The 21,006-nt window shown below is 68.9% G+C and carries 19 protein-coding genes and 1 tRNA gene; 5 read left to right on the top strand and 15 right to left on the bottom strand.

What is annotated here, in order from left to right; translation table 11 throughout:
• Window positions 1–4 precede the first annotated feature (4 nt).
• Window positions 5–2,272, bottom strand: coding sequence for an excinuclease ABC subunit UvrA (locus tag AB0O28_RS33410; RefSeq protein WP_363646567.1), 2,268 nt, complete (start codon window positions 2,270–2,272; stop codon window positions 5–7).
• A gap of 62 nt (window positions 2,273–2,334) precedes the next feature.
• Between AB0O28_RS33410 and AB0O28_RS33405 the strand changes: the two genes are divergently transcribed.
• Together AB0O28_RS33405 and AB0O28_RS33400 are read left to right on the top strand one after the other, a co-directional pair.
• Window positions 2,335–2,847 carry an HTH domain-containing protein gene (locus tag AB0O28_RS33405; RefSeq protein WP_363646566.1) on the top strand — a complete coding sequence of 171 codons (513 nt, stop codon included), beginning with the start codon at window positions 2,335–2,337 and terminating at the stop codon, window positions 2,845–2,847.
• Window positions 2,811–3,077, top strand: a complete 267-nt coding sequence (locus tag AB0O28_RS33400) for a WYL domain-containing protein (RefSeq protein WP_363646565.1) — start codon at window positions 2,811–2,813, stop codon at window positions 3,075–3,077. The genes AB0O28_RS33405 and AB0O28_RS33400 overlap by 37 nt, the downstream gene beginning before the upstream one ends.
• Before the next feature lie 102 nt (window positions 3,078–3,179).
• Here the strand turns inward: AB0O28_RS33400 and AB0O28_RS33395 are convergent, their stop codons facing one another.
• On the bottom strand, window positions 3,180–3,572 hold the full coding sequence (locus tag AB0O28_RS33395; RefSeq protein ID WP_363646564.1) for a ChaB family protein: 393 nt from the start codon (window positions 3,570–3,572) through the stop codon (window positions 3,180–3,182).
• A 44-nt stretch (window positions 3,573–3,616) separates the two neighbouring features.
• A complete protein-coding gene (locus AB0O28_RS33390) occupies window positions 3,617–3,877 on the bottom strand; it encodes a DUF6458 family protein (protein WP_363646563.1) in 261 nt (86 codons plus the stop codon).
• 87 nt (window positions 3,878–3,964) lie between these two features.
• Here AB0O28_RS33390 and AB0O28_RS33385 point away from each other — a divergent pair, with 87 nt between their 5' ends.
• Entirely contained in the window at window positions 3,965–4,495 is a 531-nt protein-coding gene (locus AB0O28_RS33385) for a shikimate kinase (protein WP_363646562.1), read from the top strand.
• Between the two features lie 60 nt (window positions 4,496–4,555).
• On the opposite strand, the gene AB0O28_RS33380 is transcribed toward AB0O28_RS33385, so the two are convergent.
• The 3 genes from AB0O28_RS33380 to AB0O28_RS33370 form a co-directional block, all read right to left on the bottom strand.
• Window positions 4,556–5,023 carry an ATP-binding protein gene (locus AB0O28_RS33380; protein WP_363646561.1) on the bottom strand — a complete coding sequence of 156 codons (468 nt, stop codon included), beginning with the start codon at window positions 5,021–5,023 and terminating at the stop codon, window positions 4,556–4,558.
• 367 nt (window positions 5,024–5,390) lie between these two features.
• Window positions 5,391–6,335: an aldose 1-epimerase family protein gene (locus AB0O28_RS33375; RefSeq protein WP_363646560.1), complete on the bottom strand. Its 945-nt coding sequence runs from the start codon at window positions 6,333–6,335 to the stop codon at window positions 5,391–5,393.
• A gap of 107 nt (window positions 6,336–6,442) precedes the next feature.
• A complete protein-coding gene (locus AB0O28_RS33370; RefSeq protein ID WP_363646559.1) occupies window positions 6,443–6,676 on the bottom strand; it encodes a hypothetical protein in 234 nt (77 codons plus the stop codon).
• A 359-nt stretch (window positions 6,677–7,035) separates the two neighbouring features.
• Between AB0O28_RS33370 and AB0O28_RS33365 the strand changes: the two genes are divergently transcribed.
• Window positions 7,036–8,211: a cytochrome P450 gene (locus AB0O28_RS33365; protein WP_363646558.1), complete on the top strand. Its 1,176-nt coding sequence runs from the start codon at window positions 7,036–7,038 to the stop codon at window positions 8,209–8,211.
• Here the strand turns inward: AB0O28_RS33365 and AB0O28_RS33360 are convergent.
• The 4 genes from AB0O28_RS33360 to AB0O28_RS33345 form a co-directional block, all read right to left on the bottom strand.
• Window positions 8,201–9,163, bottom strand: coding sequence for an anti-sigma factor RsbA family regulatory protein (locus AB0O28_RS33360; protein ID WP_363646557.1), 963 nt, complete (start codon window positions 9,161–9,163; stop codon window positions 8,201–8,203). The two genes, AB0O28_RS33365 and AB0O28_RS33360, sit on opposite strands and share 11 nt — an antisense overlap.
• Entirely contained in the window at window positions 9,160–10,581 is a 1,422-nt protein-coding gene (gene nhaA / locus AB0O28_RS33355) for a Na+/H+ antiporter NhaA (RefSeq protein ID WP_363646556.1), read from the bottom strand. The genes AB0O28_RS33360 and nhaA overlap by 4 nt, the downstream gene beginning before the upstream one ends.
• Window positions 10,582–10,827: 246 nt before the next feature.
• Window positions 10,828–10,901, bottom strand: a tRNA-Lys gene (locus AB0O28_RS33350).
• A gap of 70 nt (window positions 10,902–10,971) precedes the next feature.
• Window positions 10,972–11,571, bottom strand: coding sequence for a hypothetical protein (locus tag AB0O28_RS33345; RefSeq protein ID WP_363646555.1), 600 nt, complete (start codon window positions 11,569–11,571; stop codon window positions 10,972–10,974).
• 772 nt (window positions 11,572–12,343) lie between these two features.
• On the opposite strand from AB0O28_RS33345, the gene AB0O28_RS33340 reads away from it, so the two are divergent.
• Window positions 12,344–13,426: a tryptophan dimethylallyltransferase family protein gene (locus tag AB0O28_RS33340; protein ID WP_363646554.1), complete on the top strand. Its 1,083-nt coding sequence runs from the start codon at window positions 12,344–12,346 to the stop codon at window positions 13,424–13,426.
• A gap of 60 nt (window positions 13,427–13,486) precedes the next feature.
• On the opposite strand, the gene dapC is transcribed toward AB0O28_RS33340, so the two are convergent.
• From dapC to AB0O28_RS33315, 5 genes are all read right to left on the bottom strand, one after another.
• Window positions 13,487–14,584 (bottom strand): succinyldiaminopimelate transaminase, encoded by a 1,098-nt coding sequence (gene dapC, locus AB0O28_RS33335; RefSeq protein ID WP_363646553.1) that lies wholly within the window; start codon window positions 14,582–14,584, stop codon window positions 13,487–13,489.
• Window positions 14,581–15,864, bottom strand: a complete 1,284-nt coding sequence (locus tag AB0O28_RS33330) for a diaminopimelate decarboxylase (RefSeq protein WP_363646552.1) — start codon at window positions 15,862–15,864, stop codon at window positions 14,581–14,583. Before AB0O28_RS33330 ends, dapC begins: the two co-directional genes overlap by 4 nt.
• 6 nt (window positions 15,865–15,870) lie before the next feature.
• Window positions 15,871–16,566 (bottom strand): class I SAM-dependent methyltransferase, encoded by a 696-nt coding sequence (locus tag AB0O28_RS33325; RefSeq protein ID WP_363646551.1) that lies wholly within the window; start codon window positions 16,564–16,566, stop codon window positions 15,871–15,873.
• Window positions 16,567–16,672: 106 nt separating this feature from the next.
• Window positions 16,673–19,726: an amino acid adenylation domain-containing protein gene (locus tag AB0O28_RS33320; RefSeq protein ID WP_363646550.1), complete on the bottom strand. Its 3,054-nt coding sequence runs from the start codon at window positions 19,724–19,726 to the stop codon at window positions 16,673–16,675.
• A gap of 128 nt (window positions 19,727–19,854) precedes the next feature.
• Window positions 19,855–21,006 (bottom strand): alpha/beta fold hydrolase (locus AB0O28_RS33315; protein WP_363646549.1); only part of this gene is annotated, 1,152 nt, incomplete at its 5' end.

The raw sequence follows: 21,006 nt of genomic DNA, 5'->3' as shown, positions 1-21,006 counted from the left end.
CGGTCTACCGGCCGGCGGCGAGGGCGCGGGCCGTCGGCGTTCCGGCGTCCGCCGGATAGTCCGCGACGTGCCCCTCGAAGACGACCCTCCCGCCGTGCCTGCCGGGGCCGGGCCCGAGGTCGATCAGCCAGTCGGCCTGCCGGATGACGTCCAAGTTGTGCTCGACGACCACGACCGTGTGACCCCGGTCGACGAGCGCGTCCAGGACGTGGAGCAGCCCGTCGATGTCGCTCATGTGCAGGCCCGTGGTGGGTTCGTCGAGCACGTACGTGGAGGGGTGCTCGGCGTCGCGCAACTCCTTGGCGATTTTGAGCCGCTGGCACTCCCCTCCGGACAGTGTGGTGAGCGACTGGCCCAGCCGGAGATAGCCGAGACCGGCCTGCGACAGGTGCCGCAGCGCCCGGTCGACGGCCTTGTCGGGCAGCCGGTGCCTGGCCTCGTCGACGGACAGGGCGTCGACGTCGGCGATGGACAGGCCGTCGACGGTGTAGGCGAGCACCTCGGGGGTGAAGCGCCGCCCCTCGCATGCCTCGCAGACGACCTCCTGGCCGTCCATGAAGGCCAGATCGGTGTAGATGATCCCGAGCCCGTCGCACGCCGGGCAGGCGCCTTCGGAGTTCGCGCTGAACAACGCGGCGGGCACGCCGCTCCGCCGGGCGAACAGCCTCCGGATGGCCGGCGCGATGCCGGTGTAGGTGATGGGCGTGGACCGGCGGTTGACGCCGACCGGCCTCTGGTCGATCACGACGGCGCCGTGCTGCTCGACGAGTTCGGCGGCCAGGCTGGACTTGCCCGAGCCGGCGACGCCCGTGAGGACCGTCATCACGCCGGCGGGGACGTCCACGGTGACGCGCCGCAGGTTGTTGCGCGTCGCCTCGGTCACGGTGATCGCCGCCCCCGCCCTGAACGGGGCGGTACGCGGGGCCGTCTTGAGCGGCGCGGGCCGGGAGAGCGCGCGTCCTGTGGGGGTGCCGGCCCGCCGGAGCTCGGGGAACGTGCCCTGGAAGACGAGCCGGCCTCCGTCCGCCCCCGCCCCGGGACCGATCTCGACGATCTCGTCGGCGACCGCCATGACCGCGGGGTCGTGCTCGACGACGAGGACGGTGTTGCCCCTGTCGCGCAGCCGCTCCAGCAGTCTCGTCATGGACTCCACATCGGTGGGGTGCAGCCCGGCCGTGGGCTCGTCGAACACGTAGAGCATCTCGGTGAGGCTCGACCCGAGATGCTTCACGATCTTGATGCGCTGCGACTCGCCGCCCGACAGCGTCGTGGTCGCGCGGGCCAGGCTGAGGTAGCCCAGTCCGATGGTCACCATGGCGTCCAGCCGCGCGGTCAGCGCGGCGACGACGGGAGCGACGCTCGGCGTGTCGATACGGCGGACGAGCCCGGCGAGCTCGGCGACCTCCAGCCGGGACAGCGCGCCGATGGTGTGCCCGAGCACGGTGGCGGCGCGCGACGCCTCGTTGAGCCGGTCTCCCCCGCAGTCCGGGCAGACCTGCGACCGGGTGAACCGGCGGATCGTCTCCTGCTTGCGCTCGGACAGGTTGTCGGAGGTGTTGAGGTAGACGCGCTCGAACCGCTCGACGATGCCCTCGTAGTCCTTCGGCAGCCGGCGCCCCAGCCTCCGCTCCAGCCGGGCGGCCGCCTCGCCGCCGTGCAGCAGGGCGTTCCGCTCGTCGTCGCTCCAGTCCCGCAGCGGTGTCTCCGGGCTGAACACGCCGATGCCGGCGTACTGGGAGTACCAGTAGTTGCCCTCGCCGAACCCCGGAAGCCGGATCGCGCCTTCCCGCAGCGATTTGTCCGGGTCGAGGATGCGGTCCACGGCCGTGACGACGACGTCGCCGAGGCCCGAGCACGTGAGGCACATTCCGGCCGGATCGTTGAACGAGAAGTGGTTCGACTCGCCCACGTGCGGCTCGCCGAGGCGGGAGAACAGCAGCCGCAGGTAGGTCCAGGTGTCGGTGATCGTGCCGACCGTGGACCGGGCGTTGCCGCCGAGGCGCCGCTGGTCGATCACCACCACGGGCGACAGCCCGTCGATGTGCTCCACGTCGGGACGCGTCCACTTCGGCAGCCGGTTCCGCGTGAACGGCGGGAAGGTCTCGTTCAGCTGGTGACCGGCCTCCGCCGCGATCGTGTCGAAGACCAGCGACGACTTGCCGGAGCCCGAGACGCCGGCGAAGACGACGATACGGCCCCGCGGGATGTCCACGTCGAGACCGCGGAGGTTGTTCGTACGGGCCTTTCTTATGGAGATGCGTGGTGAAGCCATGCTCCCGACCGTACGAACAGTTGTGGCCGGAATCTGACCGCAATTGCGGGCATGATGGGCGGGTGGCCGACGTGACCCGACGCATGCTGGCTCTGCTGTCGCTCCTCCAGACGGGACGGCCGTTCAGCGGGGACGAGCTCGCCTCGCGCCTGGACGTCAGCCCCCGCACCGTACGCCGCGACGTGGACCGGCTCAGGGAGTACGGCTATCCCGTCGAGACCCAGCCGGGACCGGGCGGCTACTACCGGCTCGTGGCGGGCCGGACCATGCCGCCGCTCGTCCTCGACGACGACGAGGCGGTCGCCGCGTTGCTCGGCCTCGCCACTCTCGCCTCCTCCGGTTCCGGCGAGGACGGGGCGCTCGACGACGCGGCCACCCGGGCGTACGGCAAGCTCGACCAGTTCCTGCCCGCGCGGCTGCGTCCGCGTGCGGCAGCGCTGCGGGCCAGTCTGGAGACCGGCCGGCACGTCGCGCCCGCGGTGAACGCGGCGCTCCTGGCCGATCTCGCCGAGGCGATCGACGACCGCGAGCGCTCGTCGTGCGCGCACGGCCCGGCCAGGTCGCCGACGCGGTGAAGTTCGAGGACGCCGAGATACATCCGGGGCCCGGCGACGGGGAGACCCAGGTCACCGTCCGGCTCGACTCCTGGAGATGGCTCATCCCCTGCCTCGCCCACCTCGACGCCGACTTCACCGTCGTCGAGCCCGAAGACTTCCGGGCCGCCCTCGCCGCCTTCGCCCGCCGTCTGCTCGCCGCCTCCGGTGCGGCGACGACGAAACCGGCGACGACGAGACCGGCGCCCTGAACGACGGGGACACGTCATGCGGCGGGGACGCGTCATGCGGCCGCGGGGCCGGAAGCGCCGCCGACCGCTCTTCCTCGAGCGGCCGGCGGCGCGTAGGAGGGGTCAGCGGGCCTTGGCGGTCGCCTTGCGGTTGGCCTTCTTGATCGCGTCCACGAGCTCGTCCTTGGTCATCTTCGACCGGCCCGGGATGCCGAGGCGGCTGGCGACGTCGTAAAGGTGCTGCTTGGAGGCGTTCGCGTCGACACCCTCAGCCGTCTTGCCCTGCTTCGGCGTGCCCTTCTTCGCCTGCTCGTCCGACGGTCCGCGCCCTTCCTTCTTCTCCCAGTGGTCGCCCACCTTCTCGAAGGAGTGCTTGAGCGCGGCGAACGCCGTACGGTGGGCGCGCTGGCCCTCGCCGTACGTGTCGACGGCGGAGTCGTGCGCCTTGATCCACGTCTCCTGGGCCTCCTTGGGCGAGCGCTCCAGGGTCGAGGGCAGTTCCTTACGTCCTGGCATTGTCCATGCCTCCCTTCAGACCGTCGGAAGTCCGTTGGAGGGGGTCAGATGGTGGGGTCGTCGTAGCGCCGCTCCTCGTACACGTGGCGGCGGGTGGCGGTCGCGTCCACGGGGGCGGCGGCGGTGACGGTGGTCCTGCGGCGGACCGTCGTCAGGCGCCAGATGCCGAAGAGCAGCCCGGCCAGGCCGCCCACCATGAGGATCACCCCGATCACCTGGATGTCGAGGCCCGCGATGTCGAAGTCGACCGCCCAGGTGAGGATGGCCCCCAGCATGATGAGGATGATGCTTCCGGCGATGGTCATGGCGTTTCCTCCTTCGCCTTCTGCTCTATCCCTGTCACGGATTCCAAACGTCGCATGCGGGTGCCCGCATAGGGCACCATGCGAATCATGACCGATACCCCCATTGTGGTGATGGGCCTCATGGGCGCCGGGAAAAGCACCGTCGCCCGGCTGCTCGCCGACGCGCTGGGCCGTCCGATGCGCGACAGCGACGCCGACCTGGAGGCGAGGTACGGCACCACCGCCGCCGCGATGGCCGCCGACGTGGGCGCCGACGAGTTGCACGCACGCGAGGCGCTGGTGCTGCGGGACGCACTTGCGGCCCGGCCCTCCCCGGTCATCGCGGCCGCGGCCAGCACCGTGGAGGACCCCGAGACGCGCCGCGCGCTGGCCCCCGCCTTCGTGGTGTTTCTCGACGGCCCGCCCGAAGTGCTCGCCGAGCGCATGAAGTCGAGTCCTCATCGCCCGCATTTCAAGCCCGACCTCGTACGGATGCTGACCGAGCAGCGCGACCTGCGGCTGCCGGGGTTCCGCGAGGTGGCGGACCTCGTCGCCGACCCCTCCACACACCGGCCCGAGGAGATCGCGGCCACCGTGCTCGCCCGCCTCGACGGTGCGCAGACCCGCGGGAACGGCTGAACGGACGACCGCCCCGCGTCGCCGGCGGGGACGGGCGCGGCCCTGTCCCCCCGGGCGCGGTCAGCCGACGGCGATACGGGACTGGTGCGGAACGACGGGCAACAGCGACGGGCTGCCCGCTCCGGCGAGGAACCAGACGGTCTTGCCGGTCGGGCCCGAGCCGGCCACTCCCCAGTCGTCGGCGAGTTCGTCCACGATGAGCAGCCCCCGCCCGCCGATGGAGTCGACATCCGCGTCACGCTGCTGCGGCACGCCCTCCCCCTGGTCGAAGACCTCGCCGTACACCCAGGTGCCGTTGCTGCCGAGCCGGAGGGTGAAGACGTTGCCGCCATGCCGTACGACGTTGGAGGCGAGTTCGCTCACGATGAGGGAGCAGTCGTCGACGAGCTCGTCCAGGCCCCACCGGCACAGTTCACGGCGAACGAGGGCGCGCGCCTCCGCAACACTCGCGCCGACGGCGGGCAGGAGGCATTCGGTGGTCCATACGGGGGCCGGGTTGACCGGCGCCGTACCGAAGGGGAGAGTCACGCGCGCCTCCTTAGGCTCATGGGAGCGCTCCCACGGCTCAAGATACGGCACGCAACGCAGTCATGTGAATTCAAAGAAACAAGATTGTTTCCGGTCAATGCCCGATTTGTGATGGGCCGACAGAGGATATCGCCGGAAGGCTCGTCTCCCGCGCCTCGTGTGCGCACGTCAACGACGCCGCACTTGGCACCACCGGCCGCGGGTCCCCGGTGCCGCCACGCCTTCGCCCGGTCGACGCCGTCGTGAAAATAACTGAAATCAGCCCATCCCAGCGCTTCAATGCGGCAGACCGAATCGTCCCCTATCTCCCTCATGACCCGCAACGACCCGTTCGCGGCTGCTTTCCGCGCGCCCGTCCGTGTCGCTTTCACGCCCTCCGCAGCGCGGTGATCCCCCACCGGTGGGTGACCCGCTCTCCCGGAGCCAGGCGCACCAGGCACTCGCCGGTCGCGAAGGCGTTCGGCGGACAGCTCATCGGCTCCACCGCGACGCCGGCCCGCCGGTACGGCTCGGCCAGCGTGTCTCCGGTGAAGATCTGGAGCCATTCGACACCGGGCGCGGCCCACAGCTCCACGCCCCGGGAGCCGTCGGCCGTCATGAGCCGGGCCCGCGCCAGCCCGTCGTCGCCGCGCCGCAGGGCCGTACAGGGAGTGTCGAGCACCGTGCCGCCGATGCGGCGTCCCTCGCGGAAGTCGTACTCCGTGCCCTCGACCGGGCGGCGGCCGACCGGGATCTTCTGCTCGTCCACCGGAGCCCACTCGGCCGCGGGGACCTCCAGCACGGCGTCGTCCACCGTCTCCTCGCCGAGGGTGAGGTAGGGGTGCGCACCCATGCCGTACGGCGCGACGCCGTCTCCCACGTTCACGGCCGACACCTCGACCTCCAGGCCCGCCTCGCCCAGGGCGTAGGACACCGTCAGATCGAGCACGTGGGGGTAGCCCAGTTGGGGGAACAACCGCAGCCCGAGCCGGACCGAGGCGGCGTCCCGGTCCAGCACCGTCCAGGGCATCAGGCGCGCGAAGCCGTGCGCGGCGTTGCCGGTCCCGGGCTCGCTGATCGCGAGCTGCCTGGTCTCGCCGCCGAAGTCATACCTACCGTCGCGCACCCGGTTCGGCCAGGGCAGCAGCAACTGCCCGGCGCCGCCCACGGGCTGCGCGTCGGCGGGGTACGACATGACCAGCGGCCGTTCGCGGTACGTCAGGGCGCGCAGGCCCCCGCCCACCTCGGTGACGGTCGCCACGTATCCGTGCGCGGCGATGGTGTGCTGCGTGCCGGTCGGGTGAACGGGTTCGCGAACCGCTGGTTCTGTCATGAGAGGGATTTTCCCATCCGTCCCACGGCACTCGGGCCCGGTGGTACAGCCGGCCCGGGCTCACGAGCCCTGGGTGAGCCCGGCGGGCCGGGCCCACGTCCTGGGTGTCAGGAGAGCGCCTGGCCCGTCAGGCCCTCCTGCGCGGTGAGCAGCGCGCGCAGTTCCTCCGCGCTCTCGCCGCATGCGGTCATGATCAGTCCCCGGTCCATCTCGATCCGGGACAGCGACCTGATCAGCCGGGTCGCGTACCAGCGGCCGGCGTCGCTTCTCCAGATCGACCAGCGACCGGCGTACTCGCTGCTCAGTTGTCTCCAGGCAGCGTCCTCGGCTGAGAACCGCACTCGTCACCACCTCCAGGCTCTGTGCCGGGAGACAACGATGTGCTCGTCCGGACACGATTGGTAGTGAGAAGCGGTCTCCCCTCTCCGGTGGCACGGCCACCGCCGCGCCGATGAAGATCTTCCACTGGCTGCGGTGACTTCACCACGATTTGATCCCCGTTCCTCCCGTACCACCCGTCTCATGCCGGGCCGCGGAACGACGCTGGTGTTCGCGGATGGCGGCGTGGCCGCATACCGGGCGGCGGGCGCGGCAAACGTCCCGTCTTCGGTCACACCGGACATGGTTTTACTACCTTGCCGGACTGGAAGTCAGGGGAGAGATTCGTAAGGGCCCGACATCGAGCGAAGGGAAATTCACCATGCCCGGACTGCCACGGCTGCCGTTCGACCGGCCGGACGCCCTGGGGCTATCCCCCGGCTTCGGCGAACTGCGGGCCAGGGCGCCGATCACCAAGGTCACGACCGCGATGGGCGACGAAGCGTGGCTGGTCACGGGCTACGAGGAGATACGGCAGGTGTTCACCGACGACAGGTTCGGCCGCTCTCATCCCGCCCCCGAGACCGCGGCCCGCCTGTCGAACAACGCCCTGCTCGGCGGCCCGACCGGCCAGTACGCCACAGAGCGGTCCGTCCACAAGGAGATGAGGCGTCTGCTCGCCCCCGCGTTCTCGGCCCGGCGCATGCGGAACCTGTCGGACCGGATCGGCTCGCTGGTCGGGAACCTGCTCGACGGGCTCGCCGAGCAGGGCCCGCCCGCGGACCTGCACGCCGGCCTGTCGCTCCCGCTGCCGATCCAGGTGATCTGCGAGCTCCTCGGCGTGCCGTACGAGGACAGGGGCAGGTTCCGCGCGATGGCCGAGGCGATGACCGACCTCAGCGACCCCGAGCGGTCCGCCGCGGCTCAAATGGAGATCAACACCTACACCTACGAGATCGTGAAGGCCAAGCGGGACGACCCGGGCGAGGACGTCTACTCCGACCTGGCGAACGCCTCACTGCCCGAGGACGACGTCGCCAGGATCGCGGGCGGCCTGCTGTTCGCCGGCCACGAGACGACGGTCAACCAGATCGACTACGGCGTGCTGCTGTTCCTGCGCAACCCCGCCCAGCGCGACGCCCTGCTGAGCGACCCCTCTCTCCTGGACGGCGCGGTGGAGGAGATCATGCGGGTCGCCTCGCCGAGTGAACACGGGCTGGTGCGCTACGCGCACGAGGACGTCGAGGTCGCCGGGGTGCCGATCCGCGCGGGCGACCTGCTCATGCTGTCCACCTCGGCGGCCAACAGGGACGAGCGCGTCTATACCGACCCCGAAAGGTTCGACATCCGGCGGCGCGATCCCCAACCGCACGTCGGGTTCGGTCACGGGCCGCACCACTGTCTCGGGGCGTCCCTGGCACGGGTCGAGCTGCGCGCGGTCTTCGGCTCTCTCTTCACCCGCTTCCCCACGCTGGCGCTCGCGATGCCGTACGAGGAACTGAGGACGCACACCGACAGGCTGGCAGGAGGGTTCGACGCGCTGCCCGTCACCTGGTGACCGGAGGTCGGGAGGTGCACGCGGCGCGCCTCCCGGGCAGGTCGAAGTGAATGCGGATGCTCGTTCCCCGCTCGTGCCGGTGAATCCGCACCAGGTCCGCCAGCTCGTGCACGACGAGCAGGCCGCGCCCGTGGGCGGCGTGATCGGGCGGCGGCACCCGCCCGGCCAGCGGATCGAGCCGGCCGCCGTCGTCGACCTGGCACACCAGCGTGCCGCGCTCGGCCCACAGCGCCAGCGTGCCGGGCCCGTCGGTGTGCTCGCCCGTGTTGGTGGCCAGCTCGTTGACCGCGATGACCATGTCGGCGAGGCGGCGTGGTTCGAGCCCCGCGGCCTCGGCTCCGGCTGAGGCGAACGCGCGCAACTCGGGAAGCGCTCGAAGCCCCGTGAACCGGAAGACGGCCGCGTGCGGCGGAGGCGCGGGCAATGGCAGATCGCAGGCGGCGGCGGTCGCGAGCGGGTCGGCGTAGGCGGGGCTCTGAAAGGTGCCGTTCCGGTCCCGCACGACCGGATGCGTGCGATGCGCGTCGCGGATCGCCTCCGCCCCGAGCCCCACCGTGTCGTACGGGCAGAGGATGGCGGCCTCACTGTCGGCGAAGACGACGTTGACCAGGGCCTCGTCCTGCACGCAGGCGGGGTGTTCGAGGTCGCTGCGGCCGTTCCACATCGACTCGCCGATGATCCACACGCGCCGGCCCGGGTGCGCCCGCTGGAAGGCGAGCAGGACCGAGGGGATGATCCGGCCGGGATTGCGGCCGACGACGCTCATGTCCCGGAAGGTCACCCTCTCTGCGTCGTGCCCGAGGTCGGCCCGCACCAGCTCGCCGCCACCCCCGGGAACCGCGACGAGCGCGGGCTCCCCCGCCTTGAGTGCCTGCCGGAGGAAAGCGACGCATCCGGTGACGTACTCGTCCTCGCTTCCGTAGAGCAGGCCGATGTGCTCGAGACCGGTCATGTCTCCGCCTCGCGGCCCGGCCCGCGCGCGCCGGTCGTCCACTGCCTCTCGCCGTTGGGAGCCTGTACGGGCGCCCGGAAAGGAGCCCGTTCGGGAGCCTGTCCGGGGCCCTGTCCGCCCACGGTCGAATCGTCGGCGGTTTCCGCATCGGCTGTTGCGGTATCGGCGGCTTCGGCGTCGGCGAGCCGCCGGTACGCGCGGTTACGCAGTCGCAGCACCACCGTCGCCAGCAGCGCCGCGACCAGCGAGCCGGTCAGGACCGCCAGCTTGACCTGGGCGTCGCGGGCCGTGCCCAGACCGAACGCCAGCTCGCCGATGAGCAGGGACACCGTGAACCCGATGCCGGACAGGATCGCCAGCCCGCCGATGTCCACCCACGCCAGTCCCTCGTCGATGTCGGCACGGGTGAAGCGAGCGGTCAGCCAGGTGGCCGCCATGATCCCCAGCGGCTTGCCCACGACGAGCCCGACGATGACGCCGAGCGACACCGGATCGGCGAGCAGGTTCGTCACGCCCCCCAGCCCGCCGAACGGCACACCCGCGGACAGGAACGCGAACAGCGGCACGGCGACCCCGGCCGAAATCGGGCGGAACCGGTGCTCGAAGTGCTCGGCGAGCCCCGGCCCCGCCTCCGGACCACCCGCCTTCTCACCCCGCAAGACGGGTACGGCGAAGCCGAGCAGCACCCCGGCCACGGTGGCGTGCACACCCGAGGCGTGGACCAGTCCCCAGGTCGCGACGGCCAGCGGGAGCAGCAGCCACCACGAGCGCACCCGCCGCCGCACCAGCGCGGTGAAGACGCCGAGCGGCACCAGTGCCGCCAGCAACGGCAGCACCGACAGATGCGACGTGTAGAACACCGCGATGATCACGATGGCCAGCAGGTCGTCCACGACGGCCAGGGTGAGCAGGAACGTACGCAGCGCGGGGGGCAGCCGCCGCCCCACCACGGCGAGCACCGCGAGCGCGAACGCGATGTCGGTGGCCGTCGGGGTCGCCCATCCCCGCACCGCACCGTCCATCAGCACGTTGACCAGCAGGTAGAGAAGCGCCGGTACGATCACGCCGCCGACGGCCGCCGCGATCGGAACGACGGCCCGCCGGGGGTCGCGTAGGTCCCCCGCTACGAACTCGCGCTTAAGTTCCAGGCCGGCGACGAAGAAGAAGATCGCCAGTAACCCGTCCGAGGCCCATTTGGCGAGGCTGAGGTCCAGGTGCCACCCAGCCGGCCCGACCGTCACCGAGCGCAGCCCCGCGTACGCGTCCGACCAGGGGGAATTCGCCCAGATGAGGGCCGCGACGGCGGCGATCAGGAGCAGGGCGCCGCCGATCGTCTCCTTGCGGAGGATGTCGGCGATGCGGCGGGCCTCGGCCCGGGATCCGGGACCGAGGAGGGACAGTCGCTGGGAAGGGGCCATGGGCGCTCCGTTTCCGGGCTCGGTTCGACGACCGCCGACCAGACTTCCCGGCACCCCGACCCCATCTTATGGGCATTCGCCCAGATCCTTGCCCACTGCACCTTTCGTCCCCCCGGGCCTTGAGGGAGCCCGCTTGAGTGTGCTGCGAGCCGTCAACAGGGTGGCAGGACACGGGAGGCCGCGGAGACGGTCAGTCGACGACGAAAGCCCAGGCCGACTATGCCGACCTGGGCTTTCGTACTTCTGTGCGCCGCCAGGGACTCGAACCCCGGACCCGCTGATTAAGAGTCAGCTGCTCTAACCAACTGAGCTAGCGGCGCCTGCGATGTCCGTAACCTTAGCAGTCTCGCGAAGGTCGCGCACATCGCTCACGCATCGAGATCTCGGGGGTCAGCTCCGCCAGGCGCCGCTGGAGAAAGGCACGGGCTCGCCGCGCAGGCCCGGTCCGTCGCCCCACTTGGTGACGACGTACTGGATCGGGATGTGGCCGAGGTCCCCGGTGACGGTCAGCGTGTTCTCGTTCCAGGTGGTGCCGGTGAGTTCGGCGAAGGTCTTGCCGTCGATGTCGAGCATGACGCCGTTGTTCGACGGGATGCCCGGGCCGCGGTCGCCGATGAAGAACTTGGCCTTCTTGCCCTTGTAGAAGACGTAGCCCTCGGTGCCCAGCGGCCAGCTCGGGCTGGCGAACAGGCCCTTCTGCATGGGCTTGCCGATCGCGGGCAGGCCCGTGTCGCCCTGGCGACCGGAGGCGTCGTCCCAGAAGTACGAGCCGGTGGTGCTGCCCTGGAGCAGGGCCTCCTCGTGCGCCGGCATGGCGAGGGAAAGGTCCTGCGTCGGGACCGTGGAGGAAACGTTGGCGGCCTCGTTGACCGGCTGCTCGACAGGCGCGGGCGCGGCGGCCACGAGGGAAGTGGTGAGGGCCGCCACCCCGGCGAACGTGGCCACGGCGGTGAGGCGTCGATTGCCACGCAGGTCAAACAGAGTCTTCATGAGGGCTGGGGATCTTTCGTGAGACGACAGTGGATGGCCATGCGTCATCTAGGGACCTGCGTACGGCAGACCGCGAAGACGGGCCACGTGTCCGGGCGCGAGGAAGTCGTTCACCCGGAGGCGTGTGCGCTGAAGCTATGGCGATCGGCCGGAAGGCCGTCGTGAGTCAGACGTGTGATCCGAAAAGCCTTGGCTCAGAGGTCGATGTGGGGTCACCCACGGTGATCTCCTCTCCAAGTCCAATCCAGCCACCGGTTGGCGGCAAACAGGACACTACAGGATGAGTCAGGACGGAGCAAAGTAAAAGCCGCACAGAGCCCAGAAGATCTACCAGTGGGACTGTTTACCCCAAAGCGGACCGGGCTCCGCCCCTCTGCCCGAGGCGCTGTTGACGGTGCGTGACTGAGACTCAGTCGCGCGTAGGGCAAAGACCGGAGGCCGTACGGCAAGAGACCGCAAAGGAAATCACCGGTGACGGCGCGACAAAGCAACTCGCCGCAAAAGCGGAGCCGCAGAGCGAGAGGAAGATCGCCGGTTTACGAAGGCAAAGGTCCTTTTCAGGGAAGCGCGGACGGCAGCCGCCCGTGACGGTCACAGGCCTCGCCGGACGGACCATGGCCAGGTCAGAAGGCGCGAAGGGCCGGCGGCACCGGGTGGCCCGGCACCAGGGGGTCCGTTTTCACACGTGCCAGAACAACACGGGTCTGGACTAATCGATATACACCGAGTTAGATGATCAGTGAATCATGATCGCGTCCTGAGCGGAGGCTAAGTGTCTGTCGAGTCGCTCGTCACGCATATCACGGATCAGTTGGTGCGGTTAAGCCAGGTCACGCACGCCGATGGCGCCACAGCCGTCGAATTGGTAACCGATCTGTTGGGTTCCGCGGGGCGGCGACCCCTCGCGGCCGGACCCGCGTGGGATTCCGACGTCTCGGACGACCACACCCCGGTGGAGTTCTCCTTGGCGTTCGATCCGGCCGGACCACCCGTGCTGCGAATTCTCGGCGAGGCCGCGGTCACCGATCCGGCGTCCCCTGCCGATCTCACGCCTGCCCTCGCGTTCCTCCGTCGCCAGGCTGCCCGGCACGCGGTGAGCATGTCGCGCCTCGAACGGGTCCGAGATCTGTTCACCACTGGCCGGCCGCGGGGGACCTTCGGCATGTGGCACTCGCTGATCCTGCGTACGACGCCCGAGTTCAAGGTGTACCTGAACCCCGAGATTCACGGGATGGCCCGGTCCGTCCCACTGGTCCAGGAGGGGCTCGGCCGGCTCGGCGCCGGTGCGGCCTACCAGGCGGTGTGTGAGCAGGCGCTGCGGCCCGGCGAGATCGGCCGGGGCGACCGCCTGACCTTCTTCGCCCTGGATCTGCGGGACACCGACACGGCCAGGATCAAGCTCTACGTGTCACAGCACGACGCAGAGCCGGCCGACCTGGCACGGGCGGCGGCGGTGGTGCCAGGCGCAGATCCCGCCGAGGTGGTCGCCTTCTGTGAGTCGGCCGCCGGTTTCGCCGGTCCCTACGACAGGCGTCCCATCATCAGCAGCTACACCTTCGTGGCACAGGCGGCGCGGCCGGTCGGATACAGCGTTTACGTACCGATCCGCAGCTACGTCGCCGACGATCGGCAGGCGTACGACCGCGTCCATGCGCTGCTCGGCCGGTACGGCTTCGACACGGACAGGCTGGAGGCGGCTGTCGCCGCGGTCACGAGCCGCCCGCTCGAGGATGGCGTCGGCCTGGTCGCGCACGTGTCGCTGCGGATCGGGCCGCCCAGTCCCGGCGTGTCGATCTATCTGTCGTCCGAGGCGTACGGCGTGGGCGTCCCGCGACGCCGAATCCCTGCTCATTGAGGTAGCACCGGGGACGCCGGCGCCGATCACCGTGGTGCGGAAGGTGGAGAACCTGTCCGGTCAGGGCCGAACAGCGGTGTGGAGACGGCGGCATGCGATCTCGATCGCCATATCGGAGGCGGTTACGGCGAAGCGCACATGCCGGCGGCCTGCGTCGCCGTACATGTCGCCCGGGGTGGCCAGGATGCCGGCCTCGGCGAGCCGCTCGCACGCCGTCCAGCCGGGCAGTGCCGGGCAGCGTGCCCAAAGGAACAGACCGGCCTCGGAGTGGTCGATCGTCCATCCAGCCGCCGAGAGGGTAGCCCGCAAGAGGGCGCGCCGGTGGGCATACCGCTCGCGTTGCCGTTTGACGTGGGCGTCATCGTCGAGGGCTGCGATCACGGCGCGCTGCACGGGGGCGGGGGTGATCAGGCCGATCTCACGGCGCCGCTGCCACATCCTGTCCATCAGTTCCGGGTCGCCCGCAGCCACACCCGCCCGGTAGCCGGCCAGGTTGCTGCGTTTCGAGAGCGAGTACACGCTCACCAGCCCCGTGTGGGACTCGCCCGCCACGGCCGGGGCCAGCAGTGAGACCGGCGCGGCATCCCAGCCGTAGTCGAGGTAACACTCGTCGGAGGCCACCACGACGTCGTGTTTCCGGGCCCATCCGACGATACGGCGCATGCTCTCGGCAGGCCATACCCTCCCGGTGGGGTTAGCTGGGGAGTTCAGCCAGATCAGCCGGATGCGGCGCCCGCTCGGCAGCACCGGATCACGGGCGGTCACGTCGTCGGAGGCGACGGTCTCGGCGCCGGCCAGGCGGGCGCCGGCCGCGTAGCTGGGATAGGCGAGCTCCGGATACCCGACGGCGTCCTCCGGTCCGAGCCCGAGCATCAGCGGGAGCAGGCCGATGAACTCCTTCGACCCGATGGTGGGCAGCACCTGGCCGGACGGCACGGACACACCGTGGCAGCGCGCGAGCCACACCGCGGCGGACTCGCGCAGTGCCGCCGTGCCGCGGGTCAGGGGGTAGCCGGGCGCGTTCGCGGCGCCTGCGAGGGCCCGCTGGATGATCATCGGGACCGGGTCGACCGGTTCCCCTTTGGTGAGGTCCACCATGCCGTCCGGATGCCGGGCGGCGACCGCGCGCAGGCAGTCCAGGCGATCCCAGAAACTCACGTGGTCACCCGTCGGCCGCCGGCGCGCGTGTGCAGCACTCGCCGCTCGCACTCGAGGGTGGCGAGGAAGTCCGCCTCCGTCTCCGCGCGCCGGATCAGCTCCACGTCGCCGTCGGCGTGCAGCAGGAGTTCCTGCGGGCGCAAACGGTGGTTGTACGGAAAACTCATCGAATATCCGTGCGCGCCCACGTCGTGCACGTACATCAGGTCGCCCTCCTCGGCGCGGGGCAGCCGGCGGGCGGTGGCGAGCTTGTCGTTGTTCTCGCACATGCTGCCGACGACGTCGACCACCTCCTCGGGCCGGTCGTCGGCGTCGTGCACCGAGATGTGGTGGTACGCCGTGTCATAGAGCGCCGGCCGGATCATCGCGGAGACCCCGGTGTCCACGCCGACGAAGGTCCGCCATTTCTCCATCCGATTGACCACGCGGGTCACCAGCACGCCGTGCGGTCCGGTCACGTAACGACCGGACTCCAGGAACAGACGCGGACGCGGAATACCCTCGCGCTCGGCCCAGCCGGTGAGGAGACGGTTGGCGTCGGCGGCGAACCCGCGTAGGTCGAAGGCGGGCTCGCCCGGCCGGAACGGGATTCCCAGACCGCCGCCCACGTCGATGAAGTCGACGACCGTGCCGGTGTCCGAATGCCATCGCCCGGCCATGGTGAGCAGGAACTCGAGCGTCGCGCGAATGACGCCGGTGCTGGTGAGCCCCGACGCCACCATGGCATGCAGGCCGAACGAGCGGGCCCCGCGCGCCCGGGCCGCCCGCTCGGCGGCGAGAAGCTGGTCAGGGCGCAGACCGAACTTCTGCCCGCTGGTCACCAGCTCCGCCTCGCCGCCGTAGGCCAGGGTGCCCGGGTTGAGCCGGAGCCCGACCCGCTCGGGCAGGTCCGGCAGCTTGCCGAACGCGGCCAGGTCGTCGATGGTGAGCAGGGCTCCGGTCGCGCGGGCGGCCGCGAACTCCGCGGCGGTCGTGTTGTTGGACGTGAAGATCAGATCGTCGGCGGTCGCACCGGCCCGGCGGGCGACGCCGAGGTCGGGCACCGAGCCGCAGTCGAAGCCCGCGCCGTGCTCCCGCAGCAGGCGCAGAATGCGTGGGTTGGAGACGGCCTTGACGGCGTAGAACTCGCGGAAGTCGAGTGGAGCGAAGGCGTCCCGCAGCTGAGCCATCGTGTCGACGATGCCCTGCTCATCGTAGAGGTAGAACGGCGTGCCGAAATGCTCGGCCACGGCAGGCAGGCAGGCATCGAGGCGTTGCCGGAAGTCGTCGGAGACGGGCATGGCGGATCAGCCGCGCGCCATCAGGACGACGCGGTGGCGCGGTCCGGACAGCGGTCGCTGATAGGTGTACCGGATGTGATCCACGTCGGTGAATCCGGCGCGTCCGCACTGTTCTTGCAGGTAACCGGCGGAAAACCAGTGGAACCCGGGCACCCCTCGCGCCGGCTCGACCGGCAGCTCGTCGTGGCTCTCGTCGTTCGAGATGATCAAGGCGCTGCCCGGCCGCTCGGCCAGCCACCGGTGGATGACGTCGAGGATCGGCAGGTTGTGGTTCTCGGTGGAATAGAGATGCCCCAGCAGACCGTCGGCGTACACGATGAGCGGTCCCGGTGCGGACGGCGTCCAGGTCATCACATCGGCACACACGGCAGGGACGCCCTTGGCCTGCGCCAAGCTGACGGCCTGTGGCAGCACGTCCACCGCCGTGACCCCGTGCCCACGACGGACCAGATCCGACTCGATCATCGCGTTGCCGCAGCCGACGCTGATCAGCGTGTGCTCGCCCGGCCGCCCGAGCTGGGAGTGGAGCAGGAAACCCATCCATGCCCGGTAGCCGTTGTCGTACGTTGACGGTGTGATCGAGTCCCCGACGGCCTCGCCGCGCTCCCAGACGTCGAAGACGGTGCCACCTGCGGGATCGCGGCGGAGATAGAAATCCTCGACAGGTTTCACGTACGTCTCGGTGACGAGCGGATGCCGCATATTCTCTCCTCTGCCTGGCATTCGTAATGAGTTCGACCAGTATTGGCTGGGGCCCATGAAGTGCATGTGATGGGTCGCTCCGGCTGAGTCACGTACAGGAGTGGACTCACGTTGGCGGCTTCCGGCGGAGTGCCGGCCGGCGCCGCTTCCCGGCACCGGCGATCCTCGAAGCGATCTCTTCTGGCGTCGGAGCCTCGAAGAGGACCCGCAGAGAGATCTCGACGTCGAAGCAGGTGCGTATGCGGCTCACCAGACGCGTGGCAATCAACGAGTGCCCTCCGGACGTGAAGAAGTTGTCTGTGGCCTGAAACCCGTCAAGCCCGAGGGCCTCTGCGAAGAGAGAGCAGAGAGTTTCCACTGCGGGGCTCTGAGATGTTGGGCCCTGCGGCCGGCGATCATTGGTCACCGCCAGGGCTCCCAGCTCGGACAGCCGGCTTCGGTCCAGCTTTCCGTTGTGCGTCAGAGGAAATTCCTCCAACGGAACGAACGAGGCGGGGACCATGTGCGACGGAAGCCGGGAGTTGACGAATGAGGCCAGCTCCAGACTGCTTGGCGTCTCGGCGTGACCACTGAATGGAGTGTTCGTGAGACCTTCACGGCCGGCGCCACCGGCCATCGGTCGCCAATTGACACGGCCGCCTGACGCCATGCTCTTGTCCGTGAAGATCACGTCGAACATGTGGGGATGCTCGGACCATGTCGGTACAGCGTCGATTCCCAAATCGTCACCGAGTGCGCAGAGGGCGTGCGGGCTTTCCGAGCCCGGACCAGGGCCGGAGATTCCGCTTGTGAGACGGGAGTTCGGAATGCCGAGCACCCGGAGCGCTTCGCCCCTCAACTCGCCCAGCAGCCCCCTGACCTCCGAGAGGCTGCCGACCCCCTCGCCCCAGCGGTAGTCCCGGAACCTCGTCCCAGATGCCTCCCGGTCCACCGTTTCGGTGTGCAGAATCACATCGTATCGATATCGGGTCAGCTCGTTGACCGCCCTGCCGCTTTTGATTCTGATATCGACGTTCGAGAAAGCGGGAATGCGGTCGCCCAGCGCGGTGAAGAATGCCGGGTCGACGAGAAGCTCCTTCTCCCGCGTCAAGCTCGCCGACTTCCACAGAGCAATCCTGCCCATGTCGCCGCCGACCTTACTCCGTGCCACCGCAGTATGGAACTCGTCCAGGAGACGAAGATTGCGGACGTCCCCTACGAATATCCTTCCTCCAGGCCGCAGAGCCTGGGACGCCTGCGCGAGTACATCCTCCAGGTACGACCTAGAGGGAAAGTACTGGATGACCGAATTTATGACGATGGTGTCGAAATACGCTTGAGGGATTCCAGAAAAATCGTCCGCAGCCATGACTCTCGCGTGAACCTTGGAGCGTAACTCCGGGACACCCGCAACGTCTTCCGAGAGCTTCTCCATTGCCGCCGCCGAGAAGTCTGTCGCCCAATATTCCACACAGTGCGGGGCCAGCTTCTCCACGATGGCTCCGGATCCGGCGCCGATCTCGAGTACGCGCCGCGGCTTCAGCGAGACAATCCTCCGCACGATCTCGTCTCGCCACTCCCGCATTTCCTCGACGGGAATCCGGGAGCCGTCCGAGCTGTTCGCCCAGCCTTCGAAATCTCTACCGAAGGGAGCCATCCTCGATGTTTCGAAATGCTCCTCGTGCAACTGCCGCCACTCGTCGACGTGGTGCTGAGAACGATGTCCGCCGGACGCGTTCCGCTGGGGGACGAAGTAGGCGACGAGGCGTTTGTCGCCGGGCTGGCTCTCGTGAACCAGGACCACGGCCCGGGCGACCCCCGGATGGCCGGTCAGGACGGATTCGATCTCACCGGGCTCGACCCGGAAACCGCGGATCTTCACCTGCTCATCCGCCCGGGAAAGGAACTCGAGCTGTCCGTCGTGACGCCACCGCACGATGTCACCCGTGCGGTACATCCGCTCCCCATTGCCGAACGGGCAGGCGACGAACCGCTCCGCGGTCAGGCGCGGATGGTTGACGTACCCGCGGGCCAGCCCTGCCCCGCTCACGTACAGCTCACCCGCGACGCCCGGTGCCACCGGACGCAGCTCCGCGTCCAGCACGAACGCTCGCGTGTTCGACACCGGTGCGCCGATGGGAGGCGTCTCGCCGGCCACCAACGGGAAACTCAGTGTCGCGGCAACGGTCGACTCCGTCGGACCGTAACCGTTCAGCATCCGACGGCCCGGAGCCCAGTCGTTGACCAGAGCGACCGAGCAGACATCACCGCCTACGAGCAGAGTCCGCAGCTCGGGCAGGTCGCGCGCTGGAACGGTGGCCAGGACCGGAGCGGGGGCACTGAGGTGGGTGACCCTCTTGTTTTCCACGGCCAGAAGCAGGTCCTCTCCCAGCAGCTTGTCCGCGCCAGCCACAATCACAGTGGCGCCGCCGACCAGTCCGAAGAAGATTTCTGCGCTCCACGCGTCGAAGTTGGGCGACACATGATTCAGCAGACGGGTTTCTTCACCGAGATCGAGACAGGAGATGTGGTCTGTGATGAGGCTGCTGATCCCGGTGTGAGGGACGAGAACGGCTTTGGGCAGGCCGGTGGATCCTGAGGTGTAAATGAGGTACGCGGCGTTCTGGTGGTGCAGTGGTTGGACGCGGTCGCCGTTGGTCGGGTTTGTGGCGGGTCGCTGGGCGATGGCGGGATCGGTGATCAGCAGGCGGGTGCCGGCTGGGTGTTCGAGCGTGACGGCTTGGGTGGTCAGGAGCAAGCCGGGCGCTGCGTCCTGAAGCATGAACGCGATGCGTTCCGCGGGGTATTCGGGGTCCAGAGGAAGGTAGGCGGCGCCGGCTTTCATGGTTGCGAGAACCGCGATGATCAGCTCATGCGAACGTGGGATGGCCAGGGCGACGACGTCCTCAGGGCCGATGCCCTGGCCGATCAGATGCCAGGCCAGCTGATTGGCCCGGGCGTTGAGTTGGGCGTATGTGAGGGTGTGGTCTTCGAACTCGACGGCGACCGCGTCGGGAGTGGCCTCCACCCGGGCCTCGAACAGGTCCGGCAGCGTGGCCGGCTCGACCTCGTGCCGGGTACGGTTCCACTCCACCAGCACCTGGTGCCGTTCCCGTTCGGACAGCACCCTGGCTTCCCGCGCCGGGCTCCCGATCGGCTCGGTGGGCGAAACATGCGTCATCTGGACTGGATCTCCTGGTTCTACGGCCCAACAGTGAATGGAGCTATTTTCGAAGGACGGTCGGAAGAGTCACATCACTCGGCGGCTCGGACACCTACGCCGGAAATCGCATGACAGGCCGAGAGTGGTCAGGACCGGCCACGAAAACCGGAAGATGCCGTCCTGATCTGCTGGGAGACCTCCGCGATCGAAGAGTCCTTGGTCATCATATCGATATGATCTCCGGAGACATCGACCACTCGGATGTCATCTCGATAAAGCGACTTCCAGAATTCGAGGTATTTTGCGAGTCCCCCCTCTCTGTACTTGGATTCAGCAGACATACTGCGGCTGTCTTCGCTGATCATCAGGGTGGCGTTGGCCCGGGAGACGCCGGGCATGTAGTTTCCGGCGGCCTCCATGATTCCGCCCAATGCGCCGAACGGGAGCCAGTCGTCCAACCCGGGAGATTCTGTGGTGAATTCAAGGGAATCCACGAAGTCTCGGAATTTTGTTTCGATCTCAACGCGCCTGGCGCCGTCGGCCGCGCGCCCCTCGAGCCAGATCTCGCCGGCCTTACGGTAGACATCGGCATAATCAAGCATCCGGCGCCGAATACCGGGTTGCACCGTCGGAGGCTCCAATAGATAGACCGCGTCCACCTCATCCGGATGCTGTTGCCCGATCTCGTGGGCGACCAGCCCTCCGAACGACCATCCCAGCACACGGTAAGGACCCCTCGGCTGGACCCTTTTGATCTCCTCCCAATAGCGGCTCGCCATTTCCGGGACGCTTCTGTACGGAACCTCACCGGGATCCATTCCCGCAGCCTGGATTCCGTACGTCCGGCAGGAGCCTGTGAGCTTCTGGGCGAGCGCTTCATACCAGTGCGCGCTTCCGCCGCTGGGATGGACGCAGAACAAGACCAGGTCGTCGGTGCGCGCCGATCCCTCGGACGTGAACTCAAGGGTCAGGGCCCGCAGCGACGAGCGGGGTTGCCCCGTGACGGCCTCCGCGATCTCCGCGATGGACCTGTGCTGCATGACCTGGCGTACCGAAACGTCGATGCCGGCATCCTGTAGACGAGTCGCCACCGCCACTGCTCGTAGTGAATGTCCGCCGAGGTCGAAGAAGTTGTCGTGGATGCCGACGCGGTCGATGCCGAGGACGTCGGACCAGATGCCGGCGATGGCGGTTTCGATCTCGTCGCGGGGTGCGGTGTAGGCGTCGGCGAGGTCGGGCCGGTCGCCGGGAGGCTCGGGCAGGGCGTCGCGGTCGATCTTGCCGTTGGGAGTGAGGGG

Source organism: Microbispora sp. NPDC088329 (genome assembly GCF_040685655.1).
GTDB lineage: Bacteria > Actinomycetota > Actinomycetes > Streptosporangiales > Streptosporangiaceae > Microbispora.
This window is presented reverse-complemented; position numbering and strand designations above follow the sequence as displayed.